This window comes from Bombilactobacillus sp. ESL1092, assembly GCF_058107465.1.
On sequence record NZ_CM176594.1, the window covers coordinates 1,576,241 to 1,597,235 of the forward strand.

23 protein-coding genes are annotated in these 20,995 nt (G+C 39.6%); 17 read left to right on the forward strand and 6 right to left on the reverse strand.

Annotated elements, in window-relative coordinates:
* The first annotated feature begins 8 nt into the window (after positions 1 to 8).
* From AC3B6Y_RS07370 to AC3B6Y_RS07400, 7 genes are all read left to right on the forward strand, one after another.
* Positions 9 to 311 carry a HesB/YadR/YfhF family protein gene (locus AC3B6Y_RS07370; protein WP_489790870.1) on the forward strand — a complete coding sequence of 101 codons (303 nt, stop codon included), beginning with the start codon at positions 9 to 11 and terminating at the stop codon, positions 309 to 311.
* Positions 312 to 399: 88 nt separating this feature from the next.
* Complete coding sequence (locus tag AC3B6Y_RS07375) at positions 400 to 2,502, forward strand: peptidoglycan D,D-transpeptidase FtsI family protein (RefSeq protein ID WP_489774895.1); 2,103 nt, start codon at positions 400 to 402, stop codon at positions 2,500 to 2,502.
* Between the two features lie 78 nt (positions 2,503 to 2,580).
* Positions 2,581 to 2,730 carry a 50S ribosomal protein L33 gene (rpmG, locus tag AC3B6Y_RS07380; RefSeq protein WP_249514839.1) on the forward strand — a complete coding sequence of 50 codons (150 nt, stop codon included), beginning with the start codon at positions 2,581 to 2,583 and terminating at the stop codon, positions 2,728 to 2,730.
* Between the two features lie 134 nt (positions 2,731 to 2,864).
* On the forward strand, positions 2,865 to 3,539 hold the full coding sequence (locus tag AC3B6Y_RS07385) for a rhomboid family intramembrane serine protease (protein ID WP_489769055.1): 675 nt from the start codon (positions 2,865 to 2,867) through the stop codon (positions 3,537 to 3,539).
* Positions 3,540 to 3,550: 11 nt separating this feature from the next.
* Complete coding sequence (locus AC3B6Y_RS07390; protein WP_489769839.1) at positions 3,551 to 3,751, forward strand: YqgQ family protein; 201 nt, start codon at positions 3,551 to 3,553, stop codon at positions 3,749 to 3,751.
* Between the two features lie 4 nt (positions 3,752 to 3,755).
* Positions 3,756 to 4,718 carry an ROK family glucokinase gene (locus tag AC3B6Y_RS07395; protein WP_489791517.1) on the forward strand — a complete coding sequence of 321 codons (963 nt, stop codon included), beginning with the start codon at positions 3,756 to 3,758 and terminating at the stop codon, positions 4,716 to 4,718.
* A 67-nt stretch (positions 4,719 to 4,785) separates the two neighbouring features.
* A complete protein-coding gene (locus tag AC3B6Y_RS07400; RefSeq protein ID WP_489757456.1) occupies positions 4,786 to 5,187 on the forward strand; it encodes a rhodanese-like domain-containing protein in 402 nt (133 codons plus the stop codon).
* 124 nt (positions 5,188 to 5,311) lie between these two features.
* On the opposite strand, the gene AC3B6Y_RS07405 is transcribed toward AC3B6Y_RS07400, so the two are convergent.
* Positions 5,312 to 5,494: a DUF3042 family protein gene (locus AC3B6Y_RS07405; protein WP_489757457.1), complete on the reverse strand. Its 183-nt coding sequence runs from the start codon at positions 5,492 to 5,494 to the stop codon at positions 5,312 to 5,314.
* A gap of 96 nt (positions 5,495 to 5,590) precedes the next feature.
* On the opposite strand from AC3B6Y_RS07405, the gene miaA reads away from it, so the two are divergent.
* The 5 genes from miaA to AC3B6Y_RS07430 all read left to right on the forward strand — a co-directional run bounded on the left by miaA (position 5,591) and on the right by AC3B6Y_RS07430 (position 10,780).
* Entirely contained in the window at positions 5,591 to 6,517 is a 927-nt protein-coding gene (miaA, locus tag AC3B6Y_RS07410; protein WP_489790872.1) for a tRNA (adenosine(37)-N6)-dimethylallyltransferase MiaA, read from the forward strand.
* Positions 6,518 to 6,519: 2 nt separating this feature from the next.
* The gene (locus AC3B6Y_RS07415; protein WP_489774898.1) at positions 6,520 to 7,770 is read left to right on the forward strand and encodes a methionine gamma-lyase family protein; all 1,251 of its coding nucleotides are present in this window, start codon (positions 6,520 to 6,522) and stop codon (positions 7,768 to 7,770) included.
* Between the two features lie 91 nt (positions 7,771 to 7,861).
* Positions 7,862 to 8,230, forward strand: coding sequence for a MerR family transcriptional regulator (locus tag AC3B6Y_RS07420; protein WP_489790874.1), 369 nt, complete (start codon positions 7,862 to 7,864; stop codon positions 8,228 to 8,230).
* Positions 8,231 to 8,250: 20 nt separating this feature from the next.
* On the forward strand, positions 8,251 to 9,591 hold the full coding sequence (locus AC3B6Y_RS07425; RefSeq protein WP_489757461.1) for a glutamine synthetase family protein: 1,341 nt from the start codon (positions 8,251 to 8,253) through the stop codon (positions 9,589 to 9,591).
* A 148-nt stretch (positions 9,592 to 9,739) separates the two neighbouring features.
* Positions 9,740 to 10,780: a zinc-dependent alcohol dehydrogenase family protein gene (locus tag AC3B6Y_RS07430; RefSeq protein ID WP_489757462.1), complete on the forward strand. Its 1,041-nt coding sequence runs from the start codon at positions 9,740 to 9,742 to the stop codon at positions 10,778 to 10,780.
* A 73-nt stretch (positions 10,781 to 10,853) separates the two neighbouring features.
* Here the strand turns inward: AC3B6Y_RS07430 and AC3B6Y_RS07435 are convergent, their stop codons facing one another.
* Together AC3B6Y_RS07435 and murQ are read right to left on the reverse strand one after the other, a co-directional pair.
* Positions 10,854 to 11,732 (reverse strand): MurR/RpiR family transcriptional regulator, encoded by an 879-nt coding sequence (locus AC3B6Y_RS07435; protein ID WP_489757463.1) that lies wholly within the window; start codon positions 11,730 to 11,732, stop codon positions 10,854 to 10,856.
* A gap of 10 nt (positions 11,733 to 11,742) precedes the next feature.
* Complete coding sequence (gene murQ, locus AC3B6Y_RS07440; RefSeq protein ID WP_489769049.1) at positions 11,743 to 12,639, reverse strand: N-acetylmuramic acid 6-phosphate etherase; 897 nt, start codon at positions 12,637 to 12,639, stop codon at positions 11,743 to 11,745.
* 209 nt (positions 12,640 to 12,848) lie between these two features.
* Here murQ and AC3B6Y_RS07445 point away from each other — a divergent pair, with 209 nt between their 5' ends.
* Both AC3B6Y_RS07445 and AC3B6Y_RS07450 read left to right on the forward strand, forming a co-directional pair.
* Positions 12,849 to 13,901 (forward strand): MupG family TIM beta-alpha barrel fold protein, encoded by a 1,053-nt coding sequence (locus tag AC3B6Y_RS07445; RefSeq protein ID WP_489790876.1) that lies wholly within the window; start codon positions 12,849 to 12,851, stop codon positions 13,899 to 13,901.
* Positions 13,902 to 13,920: 19 nt separating this feature from the next.
* A complete protein-coding gene (locus AC3B6Y_RS07450) occupies positions 13,921 to 15,918 on the forward strand; it encodes a glucose PTS transporter subunit IIA (protein WP_489790878.1) in 1,998 nt (665 codons plus the stop codon).
* 44 nt (positions 15,919 to 15,962) lie between these two features.
* On the opposite strand, the gene AC3B6Y_RS07455 is transcribed toward AC3B6Y_RS07450, so the two are convergent.
* The 3 genes from AC3B6Y_RS07455 to AC3B6Y_RS07465 all read right to left on the reverse strand — a co-directional run bounded on the left by AC3B6Y_RS07455 (position 15,963) and on the right by AC3B6Y_RS07465 (position 17,235).
* Complete coding sequence (locus AC3B6Y_RS07455) at positions 15,963 to 16,340, reverse strand: ImmA/IrrE family metallo-endopeptidase (RefSeq protein WP_489790880.1); 378 nt, start codon at positions 16,338 to 16,340, stop codon at positions 15,963 to 15,965.
* A 72-nt stretch (positions 16,341 to 16,412) separates the two neighbouring features.
* The gene (locus AC3B6Y_RS07460; RefSeq protein ID WP_489790882.1) at positions 16,413 to 16,745 is read right to left on the reverse strand and encodes a helix-turn-helix domain-containing protein; all 333 of its coding nucleotides are present in this window, start codon (positions 16,743 to 16,745) and stop codon (positions 16,413 to 16,415) included.
* Positions 16,746 to 16,902: 157 nt separating this feature from the next.
* Complete coding sequence (locus tag AC3B6Y_RS07465) at positions 16,903 to 17,235, reverse strand: helix-turn-helix domain-containing protein (protein WP_489790884.1); 333 nt, start codon at positions 17,233 to 17,235, stop codon at positions 16,903 to 16,905.
* Positions 17,236 to 17,381: 146 nt separating this feature from the next.
* On the opposite strand from AC3B6Y_RS07465, the gene AC3B6Y_RS07470 reads away from it, so the two are divergent.
* The 3 genes from AC3B6Y_RS07470 (at position 17,382) to AC3B6Y_RS07480 (ending at position 20,645) form a co-directional block, all read left to right on the forward strand.
* On the forward strand, positions 17,382 to 17,612 hold the full coding sequence (locus tag AC3B6Y_RS07470; RefSeq protein WP_489769045.1) for a helix-turn-helix transcriptional regulator: 231 nt from the start codon (positions 17,382 to 17,384) through the stop codon (positions 17,610 to 17,612).
* A 143-nt stretch (positions 17,613 to 17,755) separates the two neighbouring features.
* Positions 17,756 to 18,724 carry a hypothetical protein gene (locus AC3B6Y_RS07475; RefSeq protein WP_489790886.1) on the forward strand — a complete coding sequence of 323 codons (969 nt, stop codon included), beginning with the start codon at positions 17,756 to 17,758 and terminating at the stop codon, positions 18,722 to 18,724.
* 112 nt (positions 18,725 to 18,836) lie between these two features.
* Positions 18,837 to 20,645, forward strand: a complete 1,809-nt coding sequence (locus AC3B6Y_RS07480) for an SEC10/PgrA surface exclusion domain-containing protein (protein ID WP_489790887.1) — start codon at positions 18,837 to 18,839, stop codon at positions 20,643 to 20,645.
* Positions 20,646 to 20,995 lie beyond the last annotated feature (350 nt).

Sequence of the window (20,995 nt, forward strand, 5' to 3'; positions counted from 1 at the left end):
TAATGGTGATGAAGATGAAATTTATGATAACGCCCCAGGCACATCAATGGTATCAAGATAACTTGGACTTAAAACCAGGTGATGGGTTACATTTTTATGGCAAAGTTTACGGTAAGACCAATGTGCATCAGGGTTTTTCGCTAGCTTTTATTAAAGAAAAACCACATGATGAATATTACTCTTTAACAAATCAAGAGATCACATATTTCTTCACGGATAATGATGTTTGGTTTTTTAAAGATTTAGACTTGCAAATTGATTATGACCCACAAACCGATAGTCCAGTTTATACTTTTGTGGCTGCGGATTAAAAAGTAGTTTACTGATAAATTGTTGTCAGGTAAGCTGCTTTTTTTGATATAATAATTCAGTAACGTCAAATTGAGGAGAACTATTATTTTGAAACTTTTTCAACGATTAAATCGATCAAAATCAACACAATCAATTTTGCCTTTTCGGTTGAATGTGCTGTTATTGATTGTCTTTGCCTTATTTGCTTTATTAATCGGGCAATTAGCTTATCTACAATTATTAAATGGCAATAAATTTCAAGCGGAAGTTGACCGTTCGGATAAGACCATTATTAACGGTGACGTCCCACGGGGCTTGATCTATGATTCTAAGGGACGCTTGATTGTTGATAATCAAGCCAGCAGTGCGATTACTTATACAAGAAGTTCTTCGGTTAAGACTGCTGATATGTTACAAATTGCCAATCGTTTGCAAAAATTTATCACTATTGATGATGCCAAGTTGACGTCACGGGACAAAGCTGATTATTATTTGGCTAATACGAAAAACTATAATCGCGTCTTAAAAGTAGTTAATAAGGGACTAAGTGATGAAAAAGTTCAAGAACAAAGTCAAAGCCAGCAATATAATAAGGCTGTGAATTATGTCAAAAAAATGCATCTTAATTTAACTTGGGCTCAACAACAAGCAGCCAGCATCTTTCAACGAATGAGTTCGGCCTATCAATATTCAACGGTGTATATTAAGAGTTATAACGCGACACCTAAAGAAGTGGCGGAAGTTAGTGAGCACCAAATTGAATTACCCGGAGTGCAAGTCGGTATTGATTCGCAACGTTCCTATCCAATGGGCGATTCGATGACGAGTATCATTGGTCAAGTTTCCACGGAAAAACAAGGTTTGCCGGATAGCCAGGTTAATGAATTGTTGGCACAGGGCTATTCCCGCAATGATCGTGTGGGAACTAGTTATTTAGAGCAAGAATATGAACCCATCTTAAAGGGTAGTAAGTCACAAACGCAGATTGCAGTGAGTCCAAATAATAAATTAACGGATTCGGTCCAAAAGTATGCGGGAGCCAAGGGCGATAATCTTAATTTGACAATTGATGCTGATTATCAAAAGAAGGTCGATGCTGCTTTACGTAGTACCTTTGCATCCGCCCAAGCAAATGGTGTTGCACAGTATTCCGATGGGGCTTATGCGGTGGCAATGAATCCCAAAACGGGGGCTATTTTGGCCATGTCAGGAGTACACTATAATCCTAAAACGGACAAATTGTCGGACGATTCGTTGGGTGTGATTAATCGGACTTTTGTTATGGGGTCAGCAGTCAAGGGTGCGACGGTTTTGGGCGGCTTGATGAGTAATGCGATTACGCCTGATAATAATGTTTTATCAGACGATCCCATTTATTTACCAAGTACACCAGTTAAAAAATCCGTGTATCCAGTAGGAACCTTTGGTGCCCTTGGCGCTGAACAAGCGCTCGAAGTGTCTTCGAACATTTATATGATGCGCTTAACGATGCGTGAAGGTCATGCCAAGTATGTGCCCAATAGTTACATTCATATTGATCAAGATATTTTTCAAAAAATGCGAGCTAACTTTAACCAATTTGGCTTAGGTGTGAAAACTGGAATTGATTTGCCTGGTGAAGCTAGTGGGATTGAAGGTCCAAGTAAGTCGGGCGGTTTAGTGAAAGTTGGTTCAGCTTTAGATGAATCATACGGTAACTACGATGCTTATACGTTAATGCAGATGGCCCAATACGTTTCCACGATTGCTAATGGCGGTTATCGGATGCGTCCTTATGTGGTCGGTTCGATCCAAAAAACCAATCGGGATGGCTCTAAAGGTGCGGTCGTGCACACAACGCAACCACAAGCGTTAAATCGCGTTGGTTTTACCAGCAGTCAATTAAATGTTGTGCAAACTGGTTTCTATAATGTTGTTCATGGCTCCGGTGGTTGGACGACAGCGAAGCCATTAGGGAATGTAACACCGTCGATTTCTGCTAAAACGGGAACCGCACAGTCCTTTTATTATGATGCCGAGCATCCGAATAATCCTAATCCGCCACAAACTATTACGTTAAGTATGGTTGGCTATGCGCCATCTAATAATCCACAAATCGCCTTTGCCGTTGTTTTCCCTAATTTGAGTAGTGAAAAAGGCGACTATAACTTAGATTTAGTGCGCAGTATGGTGACGAGTTATTTCGGGACGAACGCGAAAGATTCCCAGTAAAACCCTGGTCAAATTAGTAACTAAGTGGTATCATGAGAGAGTCGTTTAGCAAATGTAGACAAAAGGAGTTCATGAATTATGCGCGTAAATATTACACTTGAATGTACTGAATGTCACGAACGCAATTATTTAACTAGCAAGAATAAGCGGAACAATCCTGATCGCTTGGAATTAAAGAAATATTGCCCTCGTGAACGTAAAACAACTTTACATCGGGAAACTAAGTAAAACAACAGCAGGTTTAACCTGTTGTTTTTTCTTTTTGAGAATTGTAATCGCTATCTAATTAGAATAATTAAATTATTGTGCTCATTCTATGCTAAACTATTGATAGTCTGGAAATAATAAATGAGGTAACTATCTTGAAACCAAATTGGCGGCAGCTTACATGGGCAACTTATGGTCTACTGACTGTGCAGATTGGTGTTTTTTTATGGGAAACATTCAATGGTGGAAGCTTTAATACGCAAACTCTGATCAGTGCGGGAGCACGGTTTAACGGTCTCATTGCCCAAGGCCAATGGTGGCGTTTGCTAACGCCCATTTTTGTCCATATCGGCTGGTCACATTTAATTATTAATTCGTTAACACTCTATTTTGTAGGGGTTCAGTTAGAACGCCTCTATGGTTCAGGACGTTTTTTAATAATGTACTTAGTGAGTGGAATTGGTGGCAATTTATTTGGTTGGGCCTTTGGTAATGCTAATGCTCTAGCTGCAGGTGCTAGTACGAGTTTATTTGGTTTGTTTGGAATTTTTGCAGCCTTGGGCTTTATTTTTGCCAATAATCCGGCTGTGAAATCGTGGTCTAAACAATTTATCGTTTTAATTGTTTTGAATTTAATTACGGATCTGTTCATGGGGCAAATTGATCTCTGGGGTCATATCGGCGGCGTGATTAGTGGTATTTTATTAGCTGGATTGATCCCCGTGCCTCATCAGACCAGTGGTTTAGCACTCAGTAAAAGATTATTTTGTGGTGGATTGTTAGTTATTTTGGCCCTTGGTTTGAGCTATTTAGGAGTGCAACGCGGATGAAGGAAACGAATATTCAAACACTGTACGATGTGCAACAAGTGTTAAAACGTTTTGGCATCTATGTTTATGTTGGTAAACGGATTTGGGATATTGAGTTAATGGCAATTGAATTGGATCGTTTATACCATGAACAAGTAATTGATCAACCAACTTTCATTACTTGTAAAGCAGTTTTACATCGGGAACATCGAATTGAAGAAGGGAAAGGCTAATATGATTGATCAAAAGGTAATTGGCGTGGATTTAGGTGGTACGACTATCAAGTTTGCTATCTTAACGCCACAAGGTGAGATTCAACAACGTTGGAGTATTCAGACCGATATTTTGAATGATGGTAATAATATTATTCCGAGTATTAGTGCTTCCATTAATGAGCATTTGCAGTTATATCAAATGTCTGCTGACCAATTTTTAGGAATTGGCATTGGTACGCCGGGTAGTGTCAATTATGAGACTGGTCAAGTTGATAGTGCGTTTAACTTAAATTGGGACCGTCCCATGCCGTTAAAGGAACAGCTGGAACGGGAAACGGACTTAAAAGTCGTTGTTGAAAATGATGCTAATGTGGCAGCTTTAGGCGAACGGTGGCAAGGAGCAGGCGATAATGCAGCTGACGTGGCGTTTGTTACTTTAGGAACTGGTGTTGGCGGCGGCATGATCGTTAATAACCAAATCGTGCATGGTGTTGGTGGCGCCGCTGGTGAAATTGGTCACCTAACAATTGATCCGAACGGCTTTTTATGTACTTGTGGTAAAAAAGGTTGCTTGGAAACTGTGGCTTCCGCCACGGGAATTGTGCGCACGGCGCAAAAGTTATCACAAGAGTATGCGGGGCCTGCGAAGTTAAAAGCTTTAATTGATGATGGGCAAATGATTTCTTCTAAAGATGTTTTTGATTTAGCCCAGAAAGCGGACCCCTTGGCACAAATGGTTGTCCACCAAGTGTGTGAACAACTGGGATTAGCTTTGGCCAATGTTGCAATGACGTTAAATCCCAAGTATATTATTATTGGCGGTGGTGTTTCTAATGCCGGTAATTATTTATTAGAACAAGTGCAAGCTGCTTATGAACGGTTTGTTTTTCCGGCTGTTAAAAGGACTACTTCATTACGGTTAGCTACTTTAGGTAATGAAGCTGGGGTTATTGGTGCGGCATCGTTAGTTGTGCAACCACATTAGTTTAATTAATGTGTGCTTGTAACAACATTATTAGTATTTAATCATAATTATTGTGTGAGGTGTAGATGTGTCGTTTTTAAATTCATTACTGTTAGTTATTGTTGTTATTGCTCTATATTATGGAATCTCATGGTTGTATTATTGGTTGCGCGCCCGACAATTAGGTGGTGCCTTGGAAGAAGAAGAGTTTGAAGCCACTATGCGTAAAGCACAGCTGATTGATTTGCGTGAAAAAAAATATTTTGATTCAGGACATATCTTGGGAGCGCGCAATCTACCTTATACACAGTTAAAAATGTTAATTTCAGAATTACGTCCCGATTTACCAGTTTATCTTTATGAACAAGGAAACACGTTAAGCATTCGGGCGGCTATTAAACTTAAGAAACAAGGTTTCAGTAATGTTAAATGGTTGAAACATGGTTTTAATGAATGGAATGGCAAAACCAAAAAGACTACGAAGTTGTAATAGTTTTAGGTTGATACTTAAGCCAGGAGGTTCAGATTAGCTTTTGTCTAGGATAAAAAAATAAAGCTGGTACAAAAAAATGCTCGTATTGCTACGAACATTTTTTCTTTATAATAGTTCCTTTTTAACTAATATGGGCAGAATGTGCTTTGCGGTTGGCTTTACGCCGGTTTTCATCAATTCGATCTTCTGCTTGATCGATCGGTTGGATAACTTTATGATGATAAGTTAATGCTGAACCCACCACGGCTCCTGCAGTGGCTAAGGAACCAATTATAATACCTGGAACGATACCTTTTCTTTTCATCAGCTTGACCTCCTTTTATCTACTCTTAATTATTAACAAACTCTGTTGCAATTTCAACTAAAATTCCTGATTAATTTTGGAGACCAAGGAGTAATAATGGTTCAAAAAGCAATCGTCATTGTCGGTCCTACTGCGGTGGGGAAAACTGATCTGAGTTTACAGTTAGCCCACCAAGTTCATGGTGAGATTATTTCTGGTGATTCGATGCAAATTTATCGGCATTTGGATATCGGTACCGCTAAAATTTTACCAGAGCAACAGCAGGGAATTCCGCATCATTTATTGAATATTCGTGATGTGCAACAAAGTTACACGGTTTACGAGTTTCAACAAGCTGCTCAACAGTTAATTACTGAAATAAATCAACGGCAGCATGTTCCAGTGGTGGTAGGCGGAACTGGTTTTTATATTAAAGCCTTGACACAGAACTTACAATTGGGAGGAGCAGCGAGTCGGGAGCAGTCTTTGAAGATTAGACAGCATTATGAGCAACTACTAGCACGTTTTGGAGCTACATATTTGTGGGACTTGTTGGCACAACGAGATCAACTGGCTGCTCAACAAATTGCTCCGGCTAATACTCGCAGAGTCATCCGCGCTTTGGAGGTTTATGATTTAACTGGGCATCAGTTTAGTCAGCAACAGCAAGCAGCTGTGCCACAACGCTTTTTAATTATTGGCTTGACGACGGCCCGTCCGGTTTTGTATCAACGAATTAATCATCGGGTTGATTTGATGGTTGAGCAAGGTTTAGAACAAGAAGCTGACTGGTTGTATCAACAAAAAGAACAGGTGCCACAGGCGCAGGCCGCTATCGGTTATAAAGAATGGTTTGCTTATTTTCAAGGTGAAATTTCCCGACCAACGGCGATTGAGTTAATTAAGCGTAATTCACGGCGCTTTGCCAAACGCCAATTAACCTATTTTCGACATCAATTAACGCTACAGTGGTACGATTTGTTGCAAAATCCACAACAAGTATCGGTGGTACAACAAGTAATACAACATTTTTTGGAGGAATGAGAATGAATTGGACAGAAGAATTACCACAAAAAGTTCAAAGCGCAATACAACAAGTTGATCAAAAAATTCAACCATATTTACAAGTCATTGATCAACGCATGGAAAATAACCAAGCCAAAGTTTTGCAGGCTTTTCAAGACCAACAAGTTGCTGAGAGTCATTTATTCGGTTCCACAGGGTACGGCAATAATGATGAAGGGCGCGAAGTCTTGGATGCTGTTTATGCACAAGTTTTTCAGGCGCCAGCAGCTTTGGTGCGTCCGCAATTTGTTTCGGGTACGCATACGTTAGCAGTGGGGCTCTTTGGCTGCTTAAAGCCAGGGCAAAAGTTGTTGTATATCACAGGTAAACCCTATGATACGTTGCAAGAAGTAGTTGGTTTAACGGGCAGTGGCGTCGGCAGTTTAAAAGAGTACGGTGTGCAATTTGATTATGTGGCCTTAACTGCCGAGGGAAAAGTTGATTATCAAAAGTTGGCGCAAAAGTTAACAACATTTCAACCAGATGTGGTTGCGATTCAACGCTCACGGGGTTACGATCCGCGGCCGAGTTTTTTAGTTGCGGAAATTAAGGAAATGATTGCCTTTGTCAAACAACGACTTCCAGAAGTAATTGTTTTTGTGGATAATTGTTATGGTGAATTTTCGGAAGAAATTGAACCTACACAAGTCGGAGCCGATTTAATGGCAGGCTCTTTATTTAAAAATGCTGGTGCAGGCTTAGCAACGACAGGTGGTTATTTAGCGGGACGTGAAGATTTAATTGAACGCAGTGCCATTCGCTTAACTGCTCCGGGCATTGGGCGCCACGAGGGCGCCACGGGGAGTAATTTACGTTGGATGATTGAAGGCTTTTTCTTAGCACCACAAGCAACTGGTAATGCGATTAAAGGGGCGATTTTTGCGGCGGCTTTGCTAGAAGAATTAGGTTTTCAAGTGACTCCGCGCTTTGATGAACCGCGCACGGATTTGATTCAAACGATTATCTTAGGTAGCCCTGAGAAAATGGTCCAATTTGCGAAAGCGATTCAAAAATATTCACCGATTGATTCCTTTGTTGATCCAGTACCGAGTGCCATGGATGGCTATGAAGACCAAATTGTGATGGCCGCAGGAACTTTTGTGCAAGGATCAACGATTGAACTATCAGCTGATGGCCCGCTACGGCCACCGTATGCGATTTATTTACAAGGTGGTTTGACTTATGCGCATGCGAAGATTGCCATTGCGCATGCTTGTGCTGAAATTTTGTAATATTTTTAATAGATGTAAGCTTTGCTAACATGAAATGTTGACAAGGCTTTTTTTAATTGATAAGGTAACTATATGTTCGAGGTTGTAAAGCATGAGTGAGAAAAGTATTCGGCGCAACTTAGCAGTATTAACGGTAGGCACAGTCACTAAGTTAACAGGATTAACACCACGACAGTTACGATACTATGAAGATTTTCAATTGGTTAAACCACAGCGAAGTGCGGGAAATCAAAGACAGTATTCGCTTAATGATGTTGATCGCTTGCTAGAGGTCAAGGATTATTTGGCTTCGGGGATGAATATGCACGAGGTGGTTCGTGTCCTAACCAAAAAGGAACCGGAAAATTATTGCTTATCTGCTACTGAGACAATGAGTGATTCAGCTGTCCGCAAAATCTTGTCACAGGAAATGTTACAAGTGGGTCGCTTGAATAACCAAGACTCGAATAATTCATTTTAATTAAGGAGACGATTGGTTTTATGGTGTCAAAGAAGTATACTGCTCAAGATATTCGCCAAATGGCAAAAGAAGAACATGTCGAATTTTTACGATTAATGTTTACGGATATTAACGGTATTTTAAAAAATGTGGAAATGCCAGTTGATCAATTGGATATGATTTTAGATAATAAGGCCACTTTAGATGGTTCTTCAATTGATGGCTTTGTGCGCATTGAAGAGAGTGATATGTTACTATATCCTGATTTGGACACTTGGTTAGTTTTCCCCTGGGGATCAGAACATGGTAAAGTAGCACGCTTAATTTGTGACGTTCATACGGCTGATGGCGAAGAGTTTGCTGGTGATCCACGCAATAACTTACGCCGCATTGTCCAAAAAATGCATGATATGGGCTTCACAAGTTTTAATATTGGACCAGAACCAGAGTTCTTCTTATTCAAATTAGATGATCAGGGCCAACCGACGTTGAACTTAAATGATAACGGCGGCTATTTTGATTTTGAACCGGTAGATTTAGGTGAAAATTGTCGGCGCGAAATTGTGCTGGAATTAGAAAAGATGGGCTTTGAAGTTGAGGCTAGTCACCATGAAGTTGCTCCTGGTCAACACGAAATTGATTTTAAATATGCTGATGCTATTGAAGCAGCAGATAACATTCAAACTTTTAAATTAGTTGTGCGTACCGTTGCCCGGAAACATGGCTTACATGCCACCTTCATGCCAAAACCACTTGAAGGCATTAATGGTTCCGGTATGCATATTAATATGTCTTTGTTTAATCAAGATGGTAATGCCTTTTACGATCCAAGTACGCAAAATCAATTGTCACAAACTGCAATGTATTTCTTAGGTGGCTTGTTGCAACATGCCCAAGCACTAACAGCGATTAATAATCCAACAGTTAATTCCTACAAACGCTTGGTTCCTGGTTTTGAGGCCCCAGTTTATATTGCTTGGTCTGGAAAGAATCGTTCACCATTAATCCGGGTACCAATGGCTCGTGGTAATGGAACTCGCTTAGAAATGCGGAGTGTTGATCCAACAGCTAATCCGTATTTAGCGATTGCTGCTATTTTGTATAGTGGTTTATCAGGTATTCAAAAGCAAACGACACCAGTTCCGCCAGTGAACCGTAATATCTACAAAATGACGGAAGCCGAGCGGCAGGATAATCAAATTTTTGATTTGCCATCAACTTTGCATAATGCAGTGAAGGCATTGAAAAAAGACCCAGTGGTTAAGCAATCAATGGGTGATCATTTATATAAGAGCTTTATTGATTCCCGTGAGTTAGAATGGGGCGCTTATCGCCAAACAGTTTCGCAATGGGAACGTGATCAATACCTGAAACGCTTTTAAATTTAATATTAAATCTCGAAAATGTCCGCAAAAGTGTTGCGGGCATTTTTTGCCTTTAAAATGAAGTCCAAAGCAGAATAATAGTTGACTTGGAGCCAGCTCTAAGGTTTAAACTATCATTAATTATAATTAAAGGAGAATGGCGTTTATGAAAACAACAATTTTTGTGAAACCAGGACACGTGGAAGTGCAAGAGGTACCCACACCTCAAGTTCAAGCGGATGATGATGTTTTAATCAAAGTTAAACGAGCTTGTGTTTGCGGTTCGGACTTGTGGAAATATCGCGGTTTAGATCCTCGGCCAGCCAATTCTGATAATACTGGTCATGAAGCTTTAGGCGTGGTGGAAGCTACGGGTAATGCTATTACGACTGTGAAACCTGGTGATTTTGTTATTGTGCCGTTTACACATGGTTGTGGCCATTGCGCGGCTTGTTTAGCAGGTTATGATGCTAGTTGTCAAGTTAATCACGGGCAATTAAGAAACGGAATGCAGGGGCAATATATTTTAAGTCAGCACAGTGAATGGAATTTGATTAAAGTTCCAGGTAAATATGAAGATTACAGTGATGGAATGTTGAATTCCTTGTTAGCGTTGGCTGATGTCATGGCGACCGGTTATCATGCTGCCAAGAGTGCGCGGGTTAAACCGGGTGATAGCGCTGTGGTTGTTGGTGATGGTGCGGTCGGTTTATGCGGTGTGATTGCGGCCAAAATGCGGGGTGCTAAGCAGATTATTGCTATGAGTCGACATGAAGATCGGCAAAAATTAGCTCTAGAATTTGGCGCCACGGATATTGTGGCTGAACGTGGTGAGCAAGCTGTGGCGAAAGTGCTGGAATTAACCCACCAAACGGGAGCTGATGCTGTTTTAGAATGTGTGGGGACTAAATTATCCATGACGACAGCCATGCAAGTTGCGCGTCCCGGGGCAACTGTCGGCCGCGTTGGGGTACCACATGACGGTGATTTACAATTTTCTGATTATTTCTTTAGTAATGTTAATGTGGCTGGTGGTCCGGCATCCGTAACCACTTATGATAAACAATTCTTATTAAAAGCAGTCTTAGATGGGGATATTCATCCAGGAAAAGTGTTTACCAAGCGGTTTGATTTGGATCAAATTGATGCAGCTTATCAGGCAATGGATCAACGCCAAGCTATTAAATCATTAGTGATTGTTGATTAATTAAAGTCAGCTAATAAAAAAGGCAACTTTCAAGTTTGAAAGTTGCTTTTTTAGTCAATTAGTCAAGCAGAATTTATCTTTTTAAAGTATATTTGACGGCAGCCTTATATGTATCAATAGCTGTCCGTGAACGCTCCACACTTAATTTAGCTGGGGTATAATTTTGACTGACATAAGCGTAATAAATGATATTGACCAAAAACAACTGAGTTTGCAGTGAATCGGTGGCAGCAATCCGCATACTACTTTCAATCGGATGCGAAGTTTGCAGCCCAATATCGGCATATTTAGTCAAAGTGTTTTTGCCAAAAGCCGTCATCGTGACGACAGGAATGTGCGATTTGCGGGCATACTGCGCCATGGCAATGGCTTCTGGTGATTCGCCTGAATTGGAAACTAGCCAGAGTAAACTATTTTGCTCGTTAGAGTTAACGACCAGTGGTAAAAATTGGTTAATATCATCGTTATAACTGGTGGCGATGCCAAGGCGCGCCCATTTCTGGGCAATATCTTGAGCCACTAAATTAGAAGCGCCGACACCAAAAACCATAATTTTTTGAGTTTTACTTAATTCTTCAACTAAGTTTAAGACTACTTTACTGCGAATTTGCTCAACGGTTTCTTTCAAAGAACGCTGTGTATCGTGTAAGAGCTTATTTTTAATGGAAAGAATACTTTCGTTTTCTTGAATATCAGCCTGAATAATTTGGTCAGCGTCAACATCTTGTGAGAGATCATAGGCTAATTGTAATTTTAACTGATTATAATTGTCGAAACTTAGATTCCGAGCAAAGCGGCTGACAGTAGCGGGACTAGTTTGCGCAACCTGCGCAAAATCGTGCACATTCATCGTGATGACTTCTTGGGGAAATTGTTTTAAATAATCAGCTAATCGGCGTTCAGATTTAGACAGTTTAGAATAAATTCCATCAATATTTCTTTGGACACTCATAATGTTCCCCCTAATTTAAAATTGCTTGCACTGTTTTGGCAATCCGCCCCTCGTTAGCTTTGAGCGCTTTTAAGGCAGCCATTTCATCTAAGCCAGTTAAGATCATGACAATAGCCACTTTGGGGCGATGGTGCGCCTGTTCAAAGGTCTGGATGGCGGTTTTTTGGTCACAATCGGTGGCTTCGCAGATAATTCTTTGAGCGCGATCGACTAACTTTTCATTGGTTGGTTGCACGTCAACCATTAAGTTGCCATAAACTTTGCCCGCTTCAATCATGGCCGTGGTTGAAATCATATTTAAAACCAACTTTTGGGCAGTGCCCGCTTTCATTCTGGTGGAGCCGGTGATGACTTCTGGTCCGGTGACCACTTCAATGGGAAAGTCGGCATGTTGACTAATGACTGCATCGGGATTACAGGATAGAGATCCAGTTTGAGCACCGATTTGCCGGGCATAATCCAATCCGCCAATGACATACGGCGTGCGACCTGAAGCAGCGATTCCTAAATAAAAGTCTTTCGGTCCAAAGTTTCGCTCAATTAAATCTTGTCGCCCCAGTTCGGGATTGTCTTCGGCACCTTCAACCGCTGTTAACATAGCTTTTTGTCCGCCAGCGATCATCGCCTGAAAAACAGTCGGTGCTACTCCATAAGTCGGGACAGTTTCGGCTGCATCTAAAACGCCTAAGCGTCCACTAGTACCGGCCCCCGCATAAAAGACGTGCCCGCCTTGGGTAAGGCTTGTTTTGATAGCAGTGACTACTTGGACTATTTGTTGGAGAGTTTCCGGTTGACCGATGATGCTGGGAACCGTTTGGTCTTCTTGGTTAATTAACTGTAAGATTTCATAGGTTGAAAGTTGGTCAATATTAGTTGTTTTTTGATTACGTTGTTCAGTTGGTTTCAATTAAAATTTTTGCCCTTTCACAGAAATAATGAAAATGGATATCAAATATTATTTCATCAGATTGAAATTATATTTCATTCAGTTATAATTTAACTGAAATCGTTAACTAAGTCAAATACAAATAGCCAGAACAAAAAGTTTTTAGATTATTTTATAATTTTGTAATAATTTTATAGTATTTTGAATTATAATGAAGGAGAACATTCCAAATGTTAGGTTTTTCAGTTTATTTGTCCCAGCCATTGGATGCCCGAGTGCAACATTATCTGCAAACGATGGCTCAAATTGGTTTTCAAGGTGTATTTACTTCATTAAATTTACCGGAGGATGATGCTGCCGTTTTGGCCCAGCGCTTACAACAATTAGCTAGTTGGTGTCAGCAAAATAATCTGGCTTTAATGGTAGACTTATCTGATTTTGCATTAAAACGCTTAGGTTGGTCGCTAGCAGATCCGCACAGTTTACAAAAACTGGGTTTAACGGGAATTCGTGTTGACGCGGGATTAACTTGGCGCCAAGTCGCTTGGCTGAGTCATTATTTCACTGTGGCTGTGAATGCTAGTACCTTTAATGAGGCCGATTATCAGGCCTTGTGTGCAAATAATGCTGATTTGGCGAATATTGAGGCGTGGCATAATTATTATCCGCGTCCTGAAACTGGCTTGGACAGTGCATGGTATCAGCACCAGAACCAATTTTTGCAGAACTTAGGTTTAAAGACAATGGGCTTTATTGCCGGAGACGGTAGTTTACGTGGCCCTTTGTATCAACATTTACCGACGATTGAAGCGCAGCGTGAACAATTACCGTTAGCTAGCTTTTTACAATTACGGCAATTAGCGACTGATCATGTTTATATTAGTGATAACTCGTTGAGTGCTTTGAGTCAGGCAATGTTTGCGGCGTATTTAAAAGAGCAAGTCGTTGAATTATATTTTGCCGATTTACCACCTGTTTTGCAAAAAACATCTTGGCATAATCGTCCAGATGTTGCTCAACAGGTAGTTCGTCTGCAAGAAAGTCGACAACGGCAATTACTTAATTGTGCTGTACAACAAGTCGCTCAGCGTCCGCGCGGAACATTGACCTGTGATAATGAGCGGTATCAGCGGTATGCTGGCGAATTACAAATTGCGAAATGTGATTTGCCCGAAAATCCAGCGGTAAATGTGATTGCCCATTTGATACCAGCGCAATTAGACTTGTTGCCATACATTGGCGCAAACCAAAAACTACAGTTGCTAGCTGCAACTGTGAACTAAACTTTAGGAGGAGAAACCCATGGCGAAAGATAACTATCAAGCAATTGGTCAAGGTATTTATGACCACGTTGGCGGTCCAAATAATGTTGTTAAATTAATTCATTGTATGACAAGAGTCCGTTTAACAATTCGTGATGAAGCTCAAGTAGATTTAGAAGGACTAAAGAAAGTTCCAGGAGTGTTGGGAGTTGTTCAAGAAGATACGCTGCAAGTAATTGTTGGTCCCGGTACTGTTAATAAAGTGGCGCAAGCTATGGTTGATCAAGTAGGGGGCAAATTAGGAGATCCTTTTCCGCAAACAGCGGCTAAGTTTGATGGTAAAAGTGCAGTTGAAGCCAAGGCTGCGCAGGTACATGCTGAGCATAAGGCGCAACAAAAGCAGACTTGGTGGCGTAAAGCCCTAAAACATATTAGTGCCATTTTTATTCCATTGATTCCAGCCTTTGTTGGTGCGGGGTTAATCTCGGGCATTGCGGGGATTTTAGGTAATCTGCAAGTTGCAGGCACTTTGAATCAGCAATGGACGCCGTTTATTACAGTTCTAAAAGTAATTAATAGTGGTTTATTTACTTATCTAAATATTTATATTGGCATTAATGCAGCGCAAGAGTTTGGTGCCACTCCGGGTTTAGGTGGGATCTTGGGCGGTCTAATTTATTTACCAGGAGTTGTCGCACCGATTACCTTACCGAATATTTTTACCGGTAAAGCCTTAGTAGCTGGTTCCGGCGGGGTACTTGGTGTGTTATTTGCTGTTTGGGTAATGGCTTATTTAGAAAAATGGTTGCATAAATGGATTCCGGATGCCGTAGATATTATCTTTACGCCGTTTTTAACCTTATTGGTGATGGGCTGTTTCACGATCTTTTTAATTATGCCTGCAGCCGGCTGGTTATCAGCATCGCTTGTCGGGGGTATTAATTGGATCTTGAAAGTCGGCGGTGCTTTTGCTGGCTTTATTCTCGGTGCCGTCTTCTTGCCGATGGTGATGTTAGGCTTGCACCAAATTTTGACGCCGATTCATTTGGAAATGATTAAAAATACTGGTTCCACGCCGCTATTGCCGATTTTAGCCATGGCCGGTGCCGGGCAAGTCGGTAGTGCCATTGCATTATGGATCAAATGCCGAAAAAACAAACAGTTAACAGGAATGATTAAAGGTGCTTTGCCTGTGGGAATTCTTGGTGTGGGCGAACCGCTGATTTATGGTGTGTCATTACCATTAGGGCGACCGTTTATTACTGCCTGTATCGGTGGTGGAATTGGTGGCGCAGTGATTGGGGCGTTTCATGTGGGTGCAACGTCCATCGGTCCTTCTGGTGTGGCTTTAATTCCGTTAATTGCGCATGGCAAATGGTTACAATATATTCTTGGATTATTGGCAGCATATCTCGGTGGTTTTGTGATGACCTATTTCTTTGGTGTTCCTAAGACAGCGATGGCCGCTACCAATGTTGATGGTAGTTTAGTTACTGAGGCAGACACTGCAGAAGCCAAAGAGCAATCGAGTGCACCCACAGCAGTAGAACAAGCTTTGGCGCTGCAACCTCAAGTAGGCGCAGTTAGTCAACTGGTCGCACCAGTGGCTGGTGAATTATTAGCTTTAAGTGATGTCCATGATGATGTCTTTTCACAAAAATTATTAGGTGATGGCTTTGCTTTAGAACCGACGCAAGCACAGATTGTGGCACCGGCGACAGGAACTTTAGTTAGTTTGACGGAAACTAAACATGCATTTACTTTAAAATCCGAAACGGGACTAGAAATTTTGGTCCATTTAGGCATTGATACCGTAGAATTAGGTGGTCAACCCTTCGAATTCACGGTTAAAGCCGGGCAACAAGTGCAAGCAGGACAAGAATTAGGAACAATGGACTTAGCACAAATCAAAGCGGCTAACAAAGAAGCAACAGTGATGACCGTAATTACCAATATGGCTGCGGTGCAAGAATTAAGTGAACTATCTTTTAATCAAGTTACTGCCGGTCAGGCCGTATTACAAGTTAAAAATAAGTAAAATAATAGATACAATTGAACAATAAAAAAGCGGACTGCATCAAGTTAGTCCGTTTTTTTGTTTAAATAAGACTTGAATTCTTGTTGAATCATACTTTTTAAATACTTGGGAATGCCAAAACAAGCGATAAAGGCGGTGGCGTTCAGTTGGTCAGCAGTTAATAGCTGATCATAAATTGGGAGAATTAATTGCACAGCAGTGGTGTCTGCCTCTAATTCCATGACCTTTTTATAGCAAGAATGGTAGAGTGCTGCATAATTATTGTGATGACAGAAAATATGCCCCATTTCATGAGCTAGTTGAAAGGGAATTTCACGTTGATTTGGCCAATTAGCGTTTAAGGCAATTCTCTTTGTTGCGGGATAAGAGCAGGGGGCTGTTTGGGGAGCTAATGAAAAAGAATGAACTACGATTTGATTCATAGTCGCAATGTTCAATAAATAGTCAAAGATTTGATCATGCAGAGAAAACCATCGCCTTTAGATTATTAATGATTATTGTTTAGATGTAATTCCTTGCAAGAATCTTCGTAAAACTCTCATATCTTCTGAACTTATGGCTTTTCCCTTATAAGTAAATGTTAGATTATTGTCTGCTAAATCTACTGATTGAATGATTGTATCTTTCTTAGATGAAAGTGTGAGAGTGTCTATAGAAACACCTAAAACCCTAGAAATTAGTTGTAATGTATTTAAATCAGGTGTGGTATAGTCACGCTCATAGTTAGAAATTACTTGGGCTGATTGTACTACTAAACTTCCCAATTGACCTTGGGTTAAATTCTTTTGTTTGCGATACTTTCTGATATTTTCACCAATAGTTGCCAAAATGTATACTCCTTATTGATTGTAATATATCAAAAGTAACGGTTATTGTTATTATACTAACGTAAATATTGAAAAAAGTATTTACAATAACAAAATGCGTTAGTATAATGATTTTAGATTAAGAAAATCAACAATATGTAAGTAAGGTTATTGATTGTTACTCATTTTGTCCACCTTTTAAAAAGCGAAACATGACGTCTAAATCTTCTTGGGGAATGACCTTACCTTCATAGGTCATCACAACATTATCGTCGGTAATATCAATATCTTGTTTACAAGGGACGACTTGTTTAAGATTGGATTTACCCAATAAGTAATCGGTAGAAACATTAAAGAAGCCAGCAATTTGATTGATTTTTTTGATTGAAGGTTCGCGCGTTTCACGTTCCCAAGTACCAATCGTTTTGCCAGAAACATCTAGCTGAGCGCCCAATTCTTCTTGTGTATAGTTCTTTTCTTTGCGTAAAGTTCTTAATCTTTCACCAAACATAATAATTAACCTCGTATTAAGAAATTACTACAATAAGTAGTAAAATTAAACGCACAGAACGTAGTATTACGCATTGACAAGCTACTTTTTGTAGCATAAGATTGTTCTTGTAACTACTAGGTGTAGTTTTAAGGTGGTGATGCTAAATGAATAAATTAAAAGATATTCGAAAGGAGCGTGGTTGGACTCAAAGTTATTTAGCCGAACAATTGCATGTTTCGCAAAAAACGATTAGTGCTTGGGAGCGGGACTTTCGTATTCCTCCAGCCGCAAAAATGCAGCAGTTAGAAGATCTTAGCCAAGTACCTAAAGAACAAATTTTTAGTTCGGCGTTTAATTATAAAGGTGATTTAAAGGTTAGTGAAAACAATTACTAGCAAAAAGGATTAAGATAAAATTTTTAATCTATGGCCTGAAAGATGTGACAAATACATAACAACATCTCGAATAGACTATCAAATTTAAATAGTAATTGGTTTTAATAAATGAAAGCGATAATATTTAAAAGGAGATCAGTTTCATGAGAAAAAGTAAAAAATTATTGTTAACGTCAATGACGGCGCTAGCATTAGCCAGCGTCGGGGTTGGCACATTTGGGGCATTGACCAGTGTTAATGCAGAAGAAATACCGGTATCTGAGTATTTAGACAATAGAGATCAATATTCAGGTAGCAATTGGACGAGTGTAGTTGAATTTGAGTATGCTGAAGCTTATAATTCACATGGTCAAATGGCTAATAATGGTTACTACTGGAAAATACCTAAAATAACATTAGGTGATTATGAAACGAAGACAATTTCGGTGCCTAGTATTCCGGGATATACTCCTAACTATTCAACGGTTACTTTTGCTAATAAGGGTTCGGAATATGGTTATATTACGCAATTAGATTATTACAACAATCCTGATGGTAGTGTTAATAAAAATGCTGTTGGTAACGTGGTTTATCTTAAAAATGGTGATACTTGGGCCGCTCATGGTATGAATTCTAATGGTACGAGATATTTAGATAGTGATTCATCGACTAATAGTACCACTACCAAACCAAACATTTCAAAGAACAAGACAACGGTTAGTTTGACGAAGAATAGTCCAGTCTATAAATTAGTGGGTGATACTTTCACTGCGACTGGTCGGACTTTAGCTGCTAACACGCAATGGTCTGCTAATAAAGAAGCTAAAGTCGGTGATGATGTTTACTTTAATGTTGGGGCCAATGAATGGGTGAAAGCTGGTAATAATGCGATTAACAAGAATAAAGGTGTTTGCGTATTAAAAAATTCCGTTAATGTCTATGGCTTTAACAATGGTCATATGTTAAAACAAAATCGAACTTTAGCCGCTAATACGCAATGGAAGTATGATAAAAAGATAACTCTTGACAGTGATAGTTATGCTGCAGTAGCTGGTCAAATAGATTACAGCTATGTCAAAGTTAGTCCAAATGAATGGTTAAAACTAGATAATAATGTTTCAGTGATTCAGTAAAAAAATGAAATGATTGGAAAATAACTTAACACTAAAATGTCAAGACACTGGTTCTTGGCGTTTTTAGTATGCAGTTTTTGAGTTATATATTTTAGAAAGGCGAGAACTTGAAATGAAACTCAAAACTTCATTATGTATAGCAGCTTTTTTAGCAATGGGTATCGGAAGTCAGTATCAGACTTCGAAATTGCAAGCCGCTGACTATCATTATCCAGTAGCAACAGTAAAAAATTCAGCACAATTATATAATATTAACGGTCAACCAATTAAGCAATCATTGGCTGCTAATACGGCTTGGCGGATCTTAGATATTCAAACGGTTAATGGCCAATCAATGTATGAAGTGGCTCAAAACATGTGGCTCCCTAGTTCGGAGAGTTCGAATAATTTTACGCCACAACATTATAAATGCCATGTGGTGCGCGCCATTGCCCCCAAGAGCGGCTATGCACCGTTATATGATAATCAACAAAAATTAATTGAGGCACGTGTAGTGCTAGATTTTTCGGATTGGCGCGTTGGTAAAGTCAAAACCGTTGGCAATGTCACTTACTATCAAATTGATGGTAAGGAGTGGTTGAGTTCTAATGATGGGGTAGCTAACTTTACTGCTCCGAAGCAAGTGGGGCAAACAGTAACTAATAATTCTGGAGCTGCTAATAGTCAGCCAGGCAACAATGTTAATACAATTACTGGTAGTGCTAGTGGTAGTAGTAATTCCACGAATAATTCTAATCCGACAACTTCGACGGGCAATGATAATCCAATAAATAGCAGTAATACGAGTCCTAACAATAATGACAGTCAAACGTTAGATCCTAATAATTTGACTCAGGCCCAATTGCTCGAATTGAATCAGTACGCACTGGATGTAATTAATGGTTACCGTCAAAAAGCGGGTGTAAAACCTTGGATCTTAAATAATTCTGCGATGAGTTTTGCTAGTGATGTGGCAAAGCAATATCAAGCTGATAATTGGTCGATATTTGAACATATTCAGCACGTTGGTCCTACAACAGAAGCACATGATATCAGCGCTATTACTAAGATGGCTGCCAAGTACGGCTTAAATGATGGTGGACAATTTTATGAAAATGCCGAAACATCACCTTATCAAAATCCAACGACAATGGCTGGCTTCAAGCAAGACATTGCCGCGGCTATTCACGATATGATTTATGATGATGCGACTTCTAACTGGGGCCATCGTGATAGTTTGCTGAGTTCTGGTGGATTTGCTAGTCAAGCGCAAAAGAATACCTATTTTGGGATGGCTTATAATCAATTACCTAGTGGCGAACGGATAACGCATTTTATCTCAGTACCTGAGAATTATATCCAAGATTCTGATCTCTTTCATATTCCCGGTCAAGCTCACGTTCAAAAGTACGATGTGAACAACTTACCACAGGATCAATTATTAGAATTGAATCAATACGCGGTCGCAGCCTTAAATAAATTGCGCAAGTCGGTTGGCAGTCAATCCTTACTTTTGAATCGCTCAGCGATGAGTTATGCCAATGCGATTGCTCAACAAAATTTACAAGAAAATCAAGGGTTGAACTCTAATAATCATGGTTCTTTCAATTCTGCCTTCATGCAATTAGCTCCACAATATGGCTTGGATAACAGCGGTCAGTATTATGAAGAAGTGGAAAGTTTTGCTGATACGCCTAAACAAATTAGTATGCCAGATTTGAAACAAGATATTGATCGAGCAATCAAAAACATTGCCGATGATGAAATTAATGATAGTCCGTTGTTAAGTACTGGTGATTGGAGTGACAATAATACTGCCAATGATTACTTTGGTCTTTCATTGTATCGCCTAAGTAGCGGTGAGATGATTATTCATTTTATCTTAGTACCTGAAAAGTTGATTGTAGATCATTCATTATTTAATACTTCTGCCAATCTTTAAAGTTAGTATCTAAAATGTATGTATAGTAAAAGCCACTCCTTCAGGGCAAGGAATGGCTTTTATTGGATATTAATGTCACAGCAGATCTATTCAGATTGTTTTAAAATTTTTAGACTATGGATCAAATTGAGGACTGAGGCAATTAAATTGACAGCGGCTATGGTAGTAACTAGTTTACGTTTAAAGTTTTCGTCATCCAATGGAAGTTTCTGAAATAAGTTTTTCATAATTATTGTCCTCCTAAAGTAACTATCGGTACTAAATACATTGTATCATTTTACGTGTGGTACTATTTAAAAAATGTTTAAAATAAAAAGCCTGATTAAGCTAAACTTTACTATCTTTAGTCT